The organism is Mannheimia pernigra (assembly GCF_013377995.1).
In the GTDB taxonomy this organism is placed as follows: domain Bacteria; phylum Pseudomonadota; class Gammaproteobacteria; order Enterobacterales; family Pasteurellaceae; genus Mannheimia; species Mannheimia pernigra.
The window spans coordinates 1,622,168-1,632,928 of the sequence record NZ_CP055305.1 but is presented as its reverse complement, the minus strand read 5'-3'; the positions used below and the strand labels follow the sequence as shown (position 1 = coordinate 1,632,928).

Annotated in this window: 17 protein-coding genes; all 17 read left to right on the top strand. The window is 40.1% G+C overall.

Annotated elements, in window-relative coordinates:
* The first annotated feature begins 784 nt into the window (after nucleotides 1-784).
* The 17 genes from gpU (at nucleotide 785) to HV560_RS10455 (ending at nucleotide 10,703) form a co-directional block, all read left to right on the top strand.
* A complete protein-coding gene (gene gpU, locus HV560_RS07850; protein ID WP_176810006.1) occupies nucleotides 785-1,180 on the top strand; it encodes a phage tail terminator protein in 396 nt (131 codons plus the stop codon).
* Between the two features lie 10 nt (nucleotides 1,181-1,190).
* Entirely contained in the window at nucleotides 1,191-2,372 is a 1,182-nt protein-coding gene (locus HV560_RS07845; protein ID WP_176812596.1) for a phage major capsid protein, read from the top strand.
* 56 nt (nucleotides 2,373-2,428) lie between these two features.
* Nucleotides 2,429-2,995 (top strand): HK97 family phage prohead protease, encoded by a 567-nt coding sequence (locus HV560_RS07840; RefSeq protein WP_371739894.1) that lies wholly within the window; start codon nucleotides 2,429-2,431, stop codon nucleotides 2,993-2,995.
* Nucleotides 2,996-4,219 carry a phage portal protein gene (locus tag HV560_RS07835; protein WP_176812595.1) on the top strand — a complete coding sequence of 408 codons (1,224 nt, stop codon included), beginning with the start codon at nucleotides 2,996-2,998 and terminating at the stop codon, nucleotides 4,217-4,219.
* A complete protein-coding gene (locus HV560_RS07830; RefSeq protein ID WP_176812594.1) occupies nucleotides 4,203-4,550 on the top strand; it encodes a phage head closure protein in 348 nt (115 codons plus the stop codon). The genes HV560_RS07835 and HV560_RS07830 overlap by 17 nt, the downstream gene beginning before the upstream one ends.
* Complete coding sequence (locus HV560_RS07825; protein ID WP_176812593.1) at nucleotides 4,543-4,848, top strand: head-tail connector protein; 306 nt, start codon at nucleotides 4,543-4,545, stop codon at nucleotides 4,846-4,848. Before HV560_RS07830 ends, HV560_RS07825 begins: the two co-directional genes overlap by 8 nt.
* 9 nt (nucleotides 4,849-4,857) lie before the next feature.
* Nucleotides 4,858-5,214 (top strand): HNH endonuclease, encoded by a 357-nt coding sequence (locus HV560_RS07820; protein ID WP_176812592.1) that lies wholly within the window; start codon nucleotides 4,858-4,860, stop codon nucleotides 5,212-5,214.
* A gap of 420 nt (nucleotides 5,215-5,634) precedes the next feature.
* Nucleotides 5,635-5,994: a phage terminase small subunit P27 family gene (locus HV560_RS07815; RefSeq protein WP_161667893.1), complete on the top strand. Its 360-nt coding sequence runs from the start codon at nucleotides 5,635-5,637 to the stop codon at nucleotides 5,992-5,994.
* Nucleotides 5,991-7,661 carry a terminase large subunit gene (locus HV560_RS07810; protein ID WP_176812591.1) on the top strand — a complete coding sequence of 557 codons (1,671 nt, stop codon included), beginning with the start codon at nucleotides 5,991-5,993 and terminating at the stop codon, nucleotides 7,659-7,661. Before HV560_RS07815 ends, HV560_RS07810 begins: the two co-directional genes overlap by 4 nt.
* Nucleotides 7,661-7,912, top strand: a complete 252-nt coding sequence (locus HV560_RS07805; RefSeq protein ID WP_138316992.1) for a hypothetical protein — start codon at nucleotides 7,661-7,663, stop codon at nucleotides 7,910-7,912. Before HV560_RS07810 ends, HV560_RS07805 begins: the two co-directional genes overlap by 1 nt.
* Nucleotides 7,909-8,376, top strand: a complete 468-nt coding sequence (locus HV560_RS07800) for an HK97-gp10 family putative phage morphogenesis protein (protein WP_176812590.1) — start codon at nucleotides 7,909-7,911, stop codon at nucleotides 8,374-8,376. Before HV560_RS07805 ends, HV560_RS07800 begins: the two co-directional genes overlap by 4 nt.
* 66 nt (nucleotides 8,377-8,442) lie before the next feature.
* Nucleotides 8,443-8,637, top strand: coding sequence for a hypothetical protein (locus HV560_RS07795; RefSeq protein WP_176812589.1), 195 nt, complete (start codon nucleotides 8,443-8,445; stop codon nucleotides 8,635-8,637).
* Nucleotides 8,638-8,734: 97 nt separating this feature from the next.
* Entirely contained in the window at nucleotides 8,735-9,532 is a 798-nt protein-coding gene (locus tag HV560_RS07790; protein WP_176812588.1) for a hypothetical protein, read from the top strand.
* Between the two features lie 132 nt (nucleotides 9,533-9,664).
* Nucleotides 9,665-9,868 (top strand): helix-turn-helix transcriptional regulator, encoded by a 204-nt coding sequence (locus HV560_RS07785; RefSeq protein ID WP_176812587.1) that lies wholly within the window; start codon nucleotides 9,665-9,667, stop codon nucleotides 9,866-9,868.
* Nucleotides 9,869-9,879: 11 nt separating this feature from the next.
* Nucleotides 9,880-10,221 carry a hypothetical protein gene (locus tag HV560_RS07780; protein ID WP_176812586.1) on the top strand — a complete coding sequence of 114 codons (342 nt, stop codon included), beginning with the start codon at nucleotides 9,880-9,882 and terminating at the stop codon, nucleotides 10,219-10,221.
* Nucleotides 10,218-10,448 carry a hypothetical protein gene (locus HV560_RS07775; RefSeq protein WP_176812585.1) on the top strand — a complete coding sequence of 77 codons (231 nt, stop codon included), beginning with the start codon at nucleotides 10,218-10,220 and terminating at the stop codon, nucleotides 10,446-10,448. The genes HV560_RS07780 and HV560_RS07775 overlap by 4 nt, the downstream gene beginning before the upstream one ends.
* A gap of 120 nt (nucleotides 10,449-10,568) precedes the next feature.
* Entirely contained in the window at nucleotides 10,569-10,703 is a 135-nt protein-coding gene (locus tag HV560_RS10455; RefSeq protein WP_256437770.1) for a hypothetical protein, read from the top strand.
* Nucleotides 10,704-10,761: the final 58 nt, after the last annotated feature.

Here is a 10,761-nt window from a genome sequence, read left to right as displayed (position 1 = left end):
AAAAGTGATATTTTTTAAATATCACCGAAGCCCAAGCTTTGTATCAAGGTTTCATCTTAATGTTAGTGATAAAAGTGACTTTTTTCTGAACTTTGGTGTAAAAAATATAAGAGCTGTAACAAAAAGGCCGCCAGGCAATAACCTAACGGCATTACAAGCGGTCATATTTGGCGGAAAATTTGCTAGGCTACTTAAAATTTGCGATATGAAACGTTTAGTGCCATTGAGCAAACAACAAAAAAGCCTGTAAACGTTGATTTTACAGGCTTTCTAAGGCTTTTTAGTTTAGCTGCGTTGAGCTAAATTTAGTTAAATGGTGCCTGGGCGAGACTTGGAATAATTGATTAACTTATTGATTTTTAAAGGTATTAGTTATTGTGTTGTTTATTGTGGTTACAATTTTGGTTACATCAGGAAAATAGTGTAATTCTCATATGTTTTAATAGTATATCAATCTATTTTTGCTTAAAGGAAATTATTTTATAAAACAAGTCATCACCTCATCACTAAATTGAAATAAACCCTTATATATCAATATATTAATATAGTGATGACTTCTTTTTAAGTCATCACTAAGTCATCACAGTCATCACTTCTATAAAATTATTCGTTTATTTCCTTCCATTTTGTCTTTTGTTGAATAAAAAATAATCATTTAAAAATTATCCTCTTAACGTGTTCAAACGTAGCTAAACGATTAAATTTTACCCTATTTACTCCGTTGAAATTATGCCTATATTGTTCTATGGCTAATTGTAGCCTTCTTAATTAAGAGGACTTTTTTATGATTTCTAACGAAGCAATCCGCCAAGAAGTTATCGACTTATTACAAGGTAACATTCAAGGCATTCAACATTTCCATAACGGCAGAGCCGTGTTCACCGATGTAGAAAATGAATTACCGGCTATCGCCGTATTCATTGATGAAGCAGAATATAGCCAACTCACGCTTTGCGATGGCGAATGCAACGCCTATTTGAAAATCGGCATTTACCTACCAATGTTTTCAACGGAAAACGACCTTGATTTAGTGGCTCAAAAAATCAGTGATGTAATGAATGAAGCTACATTCCGCAGTATGGACGAATGTGTGCTTGCTAAATACAGCTATGACTATGATGCTAACGAATCAGCGTGGAAAACAGCCACAATTCATTACAACATCAATTATTTGAATTAAGGACAAAGCAATGTTTAAAAAACTTTTAGAACTCCGCCAACAAAAAGCGGCTATTGAAGCAGAAATGCGTTCAATTTTAACCAAAGCAGATGAAGAAAAACGTTCTACTACTGAAGCTGAAGGGGCTAAGTTTGATGAACTCCGCTCACAAGCTGAAAACCTAGTGAAAGAAATTTCACGCTATGAAGCGATTACTGATGAACAGCGTAACCAGCCGGGGCAACAAGTCGAAACCGCAGCCGTAAAAGTCAGTGATGACGAACTCCGCCACTGGATTAAAACAGGTGAATTGCGTTCACTTGCTACAAATACGAATGGCGGTGCAGACGGTGGCTATTCTGTAATCCCTGAACTTGATAAGCAAGTGATGAAACGCCTAACAGATGATTCCGTAATGCGACAAATTGCTAACGTGGTAAAACTCACTCAAGGCAAAGAATATAAAAAATTAGTATCGGCAGGCGGTGCGGTAGTAAATCATATCGGTGAAGGCGAAGCACGCACCGAAACCACAACCCCGAAAATGAACGAAGTAACGATTGCCGTTCATAATATTTACGCTTACCCGAAAACAACGCAAGAGATTTTAGACTTTGGCGGCGTTGATATTCTAGGCTGGCTGACGGAAGAAATTTCAGAATCCTTTGTGGAAACTGAAGAAACCGATTTAACCAACGGTACAGGCACAAAACAGGCTAGAGGCTTCTTAGCTTATCCACGAGCAACTGACAACGACAAAGCCCGAGCATTCGGCACACTTCAAAAAATGGAAGTGCAACCAGCGAAACTTGACGCAGATGTATTGATTGACTTGTTATTCTCTCTTCATAGTAAATACCGTAAAAATGCGGTGTGGGTAATGAACTCTCAAACGGCTGCAACGCTACAGAAAATCAAAAATAAAAATGGCGATTATATCTGGCGTGATGGTTTACAAGCTGGCAGTCCTAGCACGCTTTTAGGTTTACCAGTTTACTACTTAGAAACAATGCCAAATGCGACAGAAACTAATCCATTCTTAGCGGTGGGCGATTTCAAACGTGGTTATACCATTGTAGATCATACAACAGGCACACGCACCAAACCGGATTCAATCACCGAACCGGGCTTCTATAAGGTTCACACTGATAAATACCTTGGCGGTGGCGTTGTAGATTCTAACGCTATCAAAGTGCTTGAAGCGAAAGCCTAAGCAATAAAACATAAGGGGCAGCATTCGCCCCTTTTGTTGTTTTAAAGGTGGAAATAATGACAGATTTAGAAATTCGATCCGCCACACTCTCCGCAGATAAAGAAAGTCAAAAATTAGTCGGTTATGTGGTGCAATGGAACAAAGATAGCGAAATTTTATGGGGAGAGTATATAGAACGGTTCGCCCCAAATGCGTTCGCTGAATCGTTAAAAAGTGGGAAAGATGTAAGGGCGTTATTTGAACACGACCACACGAAACTGTTAGGCAGAACCTCAAGCGGTACACTTACGCTTGAAGAAGATAATATTGGCTTACGTTTTGAATTATTACCGCCTGATACTCAAACAGGGCGAGATTTATTAGTTAGTGTAGAGCGTGGCGATATTAGCGGAATGTCTTTTGGATTCCGTACTATTAAGAACGAATGGGATTTTAGTGTTGAGCCAAATACTAGAACAGTATTACAAGCGGAGCTGGTTGAAATTACAGTTACAAGCATTCCTGCTTACCCTGATTCTAGCCTAGAAATTTTAAAACGTTCACAAGCGGTAGCAAAAGGTAAAGATTCTTCAAATTGGCAAGATGATAACCGCCATAAATGGCTTCATATTTTGGGGGCTTAAATGTTCGGACTATTTAAAAAGAAATCTGAGACCCGAAGCCTGACCATTGATGACTTGATCGCCAATATGGGAGTAGCTAACACAGGAGCGGGCGAATATGTTAGCCCTTACAATGCGGAATCATTGCCAGCCGTCCTTAATGCCGTGAATGTGATTGCTCAAGCGGTGGCGGCTATGCCTTGCTATCTGTTTGAGGTCAATGCGGAGGGGCGTAAACGCATTGAGAATCATAGCGTTGAATACTTGCTTAATGAAATGCCTAACCGAAATCAAACCCCTTACCAATTCAAAGAAGTGATGATGAGGCACGTTCTTTTGAATGGAAATGCTTATGCGGTTATTGGCTGGAATAGCAAAGGGCAACCTGAAACTTTAACCCCTTACCCACCTTATTCGGTAAATGTTCAAAGAGCCATTACAGGCGATTATTTTTATCAAATTACCGACTTGAATGGCAAAGTAAGAAACTACTTTCAAGATGAAATTCTACACTTGAGACACGCTTCAAACGATGGCTTTATGGGGCGTTCGCCTATTACTGTTTGCCGTGAAGCGGTGGGGCTGGGATTGGCTCAACAGAAACACGGTTCAAGCGTAATGAAAAACGGCTTGATGGCTGGCGGTATTGTTACAACGGCGGAATGGTTCGACCAAAGCAAAGGACAAAAGGCGATGGAAGCCTTAAAACGCTATCAAGGTGCGAAGAATGCCGGTAAAACCCCAATTCTTGAAGGTGGAATGGAATATAAACAGCTTGGAATGAGTAACCAAGATGCGGAATGGTTAGCCAGCCGTAAATTCACGATTGAAGATATAGCACGCATTTTTAATATCAGTCCTATCTTCCTTCAAGATTACAGCCATTCAACCTATGCGAACTTTAGCGAAGCTAGCCGGGCGTTCTTAGGGCAAACCTTACGCCCTCACTTAGTCAATTTTGAACAGCAGCTAAAAGATGCCTTGATGATTGATTTAACGAGTAACAGTAAAAAGCGTTACGTTGTGGAATTTGATACTAGCGACCTACTGCGAACCAATCAGCAAGAACGCTTCAGTAGCTATGATGTGGCGATCAAGTGCGGAATCCTTAGCCCAAATGAAGCCCGTAAGCGTGAAGGCTTACCGCCTTATGTTGGCGGTGATGAATTTAGTCAAGCGTGGAAGCAAACCGTTGAAGTTAAGAAAGGCAACTCAAAAGGGGGCGAAGATGGCGAGAATGGTTAGAGCTGGGAAATTCGATAAAGTTATAACGATTCAGAAAGCGGTTACCGGCTCAAATAATTTTGGTTCAGTTAAGCGTAAATGGCAAGACGTGAAAACGATTCGGGCGAGTATCGAACCCTTACAAGGGCGAGAATATTTTAGCGGTCCTTTTCAATTAGGCGAAAACATTACACGCATTCGCATACGTTACCAGCCTGATTTACAGGTTGATCGCAAAATGCGGATTAAGTACGGCGATAAATTATTTGATGTGTATTCTGTTATTGATAGCAAAGAACGACACGAGGAAATTCAAATAATGTGTAAAGAGGGAGAAGCCCATAATGGCTAGAATCGAGTTAGAAGAAATCAAGCAACACTTACGCATAGATCACAATTTAGATGATGAACTACTAGAGCTCTATTCTACTGCAGCACTGGAGGCGGCAGAGAACCATATAGGGAAAACGTTTGGCAGCGATAACAGTAGCGATACAGTGAAATTCACACAGGGGATCAAGGTGGGCTGCTTAATGTTTATCGGTCATTTATATGCTAACCGTGAAACCGTGAGTGATGTTCAATTATATGAAGTACCTATGGCGGTGAAGTCTTTATGGAATCCATACAGAGAACTGGCAATCTATTAAGGGGAGATTATGCCATTACAACCATTAAGGCGTTGCACTTTCCCTGGTTGTCGTAATCGTGTGAAGGCTGGACGATGTGAAGAGCATAAACCCAAAGACACCCGAGAGAGTGCCGCTAAACGAGGCTACGACCACAGATGGACGAAATACCGCAAAGGCTACTTAGCACAAAATCCCCTTTGTGTGATGTGCTTAGCAAAAGGAATTTATACACCCGCAACGGTTATAGACCATATCAAACCAGTAGAAAACGGACAAGCCGATCCGCTCTTTTGGGTGCAATCTAATCATCAAGCCTTATGTCGTGATTGCCACAGCTACAAGACAAGAGAGATAGACAAACGAGGATATGGAGCGAAGAAGTAACCGAACCAATTTTGGTTTGGTTGAAATAATGAACGAAGCTCAACTTTGAGCTTTGCTTTAAAATCAATGAGTTACAAAAAACGAACAGGTGGGGGGGGAGTTTTGAAAAGAAACCGCCAACGGCTAAGAACCGCCCCCCTAATCAAATTTTTACGCACGGCAATTTTTTAGAAAATATAGGTGGACGCAGTTTTGCGTTTACCATCTCCCCAAATTTGGAGAGATTAACCAGCTGAAAATTCAGCAGATTGAGCGAACGCAATTTTGCGTTTGTTAGTCTCCTCAATTTTGAGGAGAACATCCCCGAAATTATGGGCGAGTACGCTCCTGAAGTTTTAGGAACGTTCCCGAAAAATGGGGAGCGTTCAATCTCCTGAAATTTTAGGAGATTACAACCACAACAATTTAAGGACTAAACGAATGACAAAAAAGAAGTTACCAAAAGCACCCGATTATTTAGACGAAATCGCTAAGAGCCAATGGAAAAGTAAAATTAATATGTTAGCAGAACGTGGCGATATTACAGGCGAGGACTACACCAATTTAGAACTTTATTGCGTGAATTATTCGCTTTACCGGCAAGCGGTTCAAAATATAGCAGAACGTGGCTTTAGCATTACCAACAGCCAAGGCACAGAAGCCCGAAATCCGGCACTTACCGCTAAAAGCGAAGCTGAAAAAATCATTATCAAGATGTCTTCATTATTAGGCTTTGACCCGGTAAGCAGACGTAAAACCCCGATTGATACCGAAGAAACAGACGAACTAGACCAACTATGACACCGTGGCACACTTACGCAGAACAAGTACAAAATGGCGAAATTATCGCTTGTAAACGCATAAAACAAGCGGTAGAGCGTTATTTTTCAGACCTAAACAACCCCGAATACTATTTTGATGAAGAAATTGTAACGAAATTTATCAAGTTTTCAGCCCTATGCCCTCACGTTAAAGGTCCGTTATACGGTAAATCAATTGAGCTTTCAGACTGGCAAATCTTTATTTTTGCGAACATTTTAGGCTTTAAATATCGAGATAGTGGCTTGCGGAAATACCGATCCGCCTATGTACAAGTAGCACGCAAGAACGCAAAAAGCACGGTGGCGGCAATACTGGCGAATTGGTGGCTAGTGATGGAAGAGGGGCAACAGGATATTTACACCGCAGCAGTGAGCCGAGATCAAGCCCGAATTGTTTTTGATGATGCCAAGAAAATGGCAACCTTAAGCAAGCCACTGAATAAACGGCTGACTATCCAACAGCACAAAATGCTATACACGCAAAAAAACAGCTTAATGCGACCGCTTGCGGCTAAATCCTCTACTATTGAAGGCACAAACCCAAGTCTAGCGATTGTGGACGAATACCACTTACACCCCGACAACAGCGTATATAGTGCGTTAGAGTTAGGGCAAGGGGCAAGACCGGAAGGGCTACTATTTGCCATTACCACTGCCGGCAGTAACACGATTTCAGCTTGTAAACAGCATTATGATTATTGTTGCCAAATTTTAGACGGTTCAGAGCAGAACGACAGCATTTTTATAATGATTTTTGAGCTGGACGATGAAACCGATATTGACGACCCGAAAAACTGGATCAAGGCAAATCCCAACATAGGAAAATCCATCCCTTACAAAGATTTTGAAAATACCATAGCCAAAGCAAGGGGGATTCCGTCCGAGTGGGTAGAAATGCTTACCAAACGCTTTAATGTATGGTGCAACGGCTCTACACCGTGGCTAGGCGAAGGGGGCTGGAAAGCGTGCGAGCGGCAATACAACGAAGAAGAATTACAGGGTAAAGCGTGCTATATGGGGCTTGATTTATCTAGTACAAACGACTTAACAAGCCTTTGCTATGTGTTCCCGGTGGAACAAAACAAAGTACGAATAATCACCCGGCACTACATACCCGAATACCAACTTGCGAATGTGGCCAACAAAAATAGAGCGATGTATCGCAACTGGGAGCGTATGGGCTGGCTACGCATTACCAAGGGCGACTGTATCGACTACGACCGAATCCGAGATGATATTTTCAAAGACGCAGAAAAATTTGAAATCAAAATGACCGGCTTTGACGTATGGAACGCCACACACCTACGCACGCAGTTACAAGGCTATGGGTTGGAGGTTGAACCCTTTCCGCAAACCTATCAACGCTATAGCCCGGTGGCGAAGTCTGCCGAAGTGCTCATTAATCGCCAAATGATAGAACACAATGGCGACCCTATTTTAGCGTGGGCTTTATCAAATGTCGTAATGGAATCAGACGCCAATGCCAACATTAAGCCGAATAAGAAGAAATCAGCGAACAAAATCGACCCGGCAATCGCCTTTTTAATGGCGTTAGGCACTTATCAACTTGAATATGGTGATCTTGCTTTCGAGATGACAGAAGAACAACGTAAAACCCTAGAAAACTTCACAGGAGTGGATATTTAATGAAATGCGAATTTGCGAAAACTAACCCGCTAATCATCAAGCAAGCGATGGAGTTTTACCTAAAAAATAAAAATGGCTTATTTACTTTTGTTAGCCTATGGAATGATGAAGAACCATTCCCAAAAGATGAACTATTAATCTGTTTAGATGTGTGGATTAAGCAGCTAAAAGAGCTACATTCAACCACACCGACTATAGAAACTGAACTAACCCTTAAAAACCTATTAGAGAAACGGAGAAAGCTAAAATGAGTGTAAAAATCACAGGACTAAAAGAACTACAGCAAGCCTTGAAGAAGAAAGAGAAAGAAATTCAGAGCAAAGCGAAAAAAGCCATCAGAAAATCACTTAATGCTGGAGCAAAAGAGGCGAAAAGCATTATGAAGCCTTATATTCCCGTTTTAGGCTCAAGCACCAATTTTAGACAAAAAGGCACGGTAAAAAACAACCTCCGACACCGCACGCATATAGCCCGAGACGGATTAAGCGGAACAACCATAATCAGAATTAGACGAGCTGGTGGAAAACGTATGGCAAGAGTAGGTGAAAATACGAGAGACCGCACCGACCCTTTCTACTGGTTTATGCTTGACCGAGGCACAAGCAAGATGACCGGCACACACTTTTTTGAGAAAGGAGCAAAGGCAGCAGAGGAAAGAGCCTTAAGGACGGTAAAAAACACTTTTGAAAAAGAAATGAAAGATGTCATAAAATAGGCTTGAAAAAATGCTAAAACACCCACAAAATAAGGGAAACGGTTATTTCTACTAAGGGGGTGTTTTATGAAAGACTACGATCCACTCTTCCCGAACAGAGAGGAGGAAAGCGGCACACTTTCAAGCGTAATAAGCAGCTTTTTTGATGTAATTCGTGCGGCTATTCCAACCAAAGATAATCCACTCAAAGCAGAAATTACTTACACAACCCCGAAAGGAGAAGATTTTAGTATTAATCTACAAATTAAGGGCAAAGAATAACCTAATATAATGCACCTAGGCTGATCCCCGAAAGCAAGAAACCTTATCTTGTTGGTGCATTCCCTCTATAAGGACTAAATGCGAAAGGGGCGTTTATATGATATTTTCTAAAGATTTCTATTCTATAGAAAATGCGGTTCATTTATTAAATGAATTATTTAAAACTAACTCTTTTACCCAAAGAGATATTATAGATTTCTATTTGTCTGATTATTTCAGATTCTGCTTGCGTGTTAAAAATATAAATGAAAGAGAAATAGATTTATTTACTTTCAAAAAATCAATAAAATCACACCCAATAGATTTATTTTCTAATCCAGTAAATAATGCCTTTTTATCTATTATAGGAGATGACGAAAATAATCTATATATAACAAGAGAAAATATAAGTGGAAATGGTTATTTTCAAATACCTAAAGAGCTTGTGGAAATATCAGAGGATTTTAAAATATATGGTTTGAAAGTTTTAGCTGATAATTCTTTACACATTGAATCCATTAAGGAATTAATAGAAGATGAATTAATAGAAGAAGATGAAGATACCTTTAAAACTGAAAATTTAATCATTTATTTTGAACAAGGCTTGTTATTGCCAAGAGATGAGATTTTAATATCTAAAGACGGATTATTGAATGCTATAGATATTATAAAAGAGCAGCACGCTAATGCTTTAGAGCAAATATCGCCTAAAGATGAAATAGCTAAAAAATCCGAAACCGCTTACTTAAACATCATTGGAGCATTACTTGAAACTAGTTTACAAAGTGATAAATTTGAAAACCAAAACGCCTTAATTGAATACTTATCAAACCATTATCAAGGCTATTCAGGTTTATCTGAAAGAAATCTCAAAGGCAAATTTGCCGCCGCAAAAAACTCTCTTCAAAATGTATAGGTGCAAATGCACCACCCAAAAGTGTAAATGCACCGACCCGCCGCCTTGGCGGGTTTATTATTCCTCCCGTTCGAACAACTCAACGAAACGCCACAGCGTTTTAAATAACTGAACGAATGAAGAGGAATTTTTATGACCCAATCACAAACCCAATCAAAAAAACTAATTAGCGGAAAAGAAGTAACCGCCATTGTTGGCTTTGGCAGAACAAAACTAAATTTGCTGGTAAAAGCCAATCAATTTCCACAACCGATCCGATTTTCTGAAAACTTTATCCGCTGGGATTTAGCAGAAGTGAATAGCTGGATTGAAGAACAGAAAGCAGCACGAGCTTAAGGTGGCGGAAGATGGAAAAAGCAAGAAAACCAACCCAATTTTTAAAAGTCCTTCATCGCCTAATCGTGGCAAGTGTTAGCGGTATTGATGGCTATGCGATGAATATGACTTCCGCCCGGAACTATATTAGCGAACTTGAACGCAACCACTTAACCGAAAAAGTAAAACGTACACGAGAAAGCACAAAAGACGGTGCGGGGCAGTATTACCGCTATGAAATTGCCAATCTTAAGCAATTAAAGCAAGTGATTGCGATTTATACGGCAAAAGGCGGGGAGCTGGCGGCAGAAGAACAACAACGGGCTTATTCTCGATTCCAATCTACAGCAGTTAAACAGAAGGAGGCAGAATGATTACATTCACAAGCATAGCCAAAGAGTTAGACAACCTTTTAACTTATATTGACAGCGTAAGAAATGGTAAGCCTATTTACTGGACTAATACCGCAACTGGCGAACGTAAACAAGCAACCGCAGACGAAAATTTATCTTACATTGAAGATCAAGTTTTATTAGTGGCGGCAGATGTGAATATTCTGAAAGAGGAGCTGAAAAAACAAGTAGGCAAATTTACGGATTAGGAGGAGCGAAAAATGCGACTAATTCCACCGCCACCAATTTTGCTTTTAGGAATTGTGCTGGCATATCTCTCAATCGCTGGGGGATAAATGATTTTTAAAATATCAAAGGAGTTTAATCAAATGTTAGAACTAATGGATAAATCAGCAACAGTTAAGCGGTTTATATGGTTCCTAGTGTTATGCGGAATGTTCGCTTTAATTCTCTTTAAATTACCTGAAATAGGCGAATTTATTGTAACCATTAAAAACAGCTAAAAAACAACTCCAAGCCTCACGACTTGGAGCTATTTAATCAATACCAATACGAACAAGA

Coding starts and splice junctions, on each gene's coding strand:
- HV560_RS07820 (WP_176812592.1), top strand. CDS start 4,858: ATGCCATTACAACCATTAAGGCGTTGCACTTTCCCTGGTTGTCGTAAT.
- HV560_RS07795 (WP_176812589.1), top strand. CDS start 8,443: ATGAAAGACTACGATCCACTCTTCCCGAACAGAGAGGAGGAAAGCGGC.
- HV560_RS07780 (WP_176812586.1), top strand. CDS start 9,880: ATGGAAAAAGCAAGAAAACCAACCCAATTTTTAAAAGTCCTTCATCGC.
- HV560_RS07790 (WP_176812588.1), top strand. CDS start 8,735: ATGATATTTTCTAAAGATTTCTATTCTATAGAAAATGCGGTTCATTTA.
- HV560_RS10455 (WP_256437770.1), top strand. CDS start 10,569: ATGTTAGAACTAATGGATAAATCAGCAACAGTTAAGCGGTTTATATGG.
- HV560_RS07805 (WP_138316992.1), top strand. CDS start 7,661: ATGAAATGCGAATTTGCGAAAACTAACCCGCTAATCATCAAGCAAGCG.
- HV560_RS07835 (WP_176812595.1), top strand. CDS start 2,996: ATGTTCGGACTATTTAAAAAGAAATCTGAGACCCGAAGCCTGACCATT.
- HV560_RS07825 (WP_176812593.1), top strand. CDS start 4,543: ATGGCTAGAATCGAGTTAGAAGAAATCAAGCAACACTTACGCATAGAT.
- HV560_RS07845 (WP_176812596.1), top strand. CDS start 1,191: ATGTTTAAAAAACTTTTAGAACTCCGCCAACAAAAAGCGGCTATTGAA.
- HV560_RS07785 (WP_176812587.1), top strand. CDS start 9,665: ATGACCCAATCACAAACCCAATCAAAAAAACTAATTAGCGGAAAAGAA.
- HV560_RS07830 (WP_176812594.1), top strand. CDS start 4,203: ATGGCGAGAATGGTTAGAGCTGGGAAATTCGATAAAGTTATAACGATT.
- HV560_RS07815 (WP_161667893.1), top strand. CDS start 5,635: ATGACAAAAAAGAAGTTACCAAAAGCACCCGATTATTTAGACGAAATC.
- HV560_RS07775 (WP_176812585.1), top strand. CDS start 10,218: ATGATTACATTCACAAGCATAGCCAAAGAGTTAGACAACCTTTTAACT.
- HV560_RS07800 (WP_176812590.1), top strand. CDS start 7,909: ATGAGTGTAAAAATCACAGGACTAAAAGAACTACAGCAAGCCTTGAAG.
- gpU (WP_176810006.1), top strand. CDS start 785: ATGATTTCTAACGAAGCAATCCGCCAAGAAGTTATCGACTTATTACAA.
- HV560_RS07810 (WP_176812591.1), top strand. CDS start 5,991: ATGACACCGTGGCACACTTACGCAGAACAAGTACAAAATGGCGAAATT.
- HV560_RS07840 (WP_371739894.1), top strand. CDS start 2,429: ATGACAGATTTAGAAATTCGATCCGCCACACTCTCCGCAGATAAAGAA.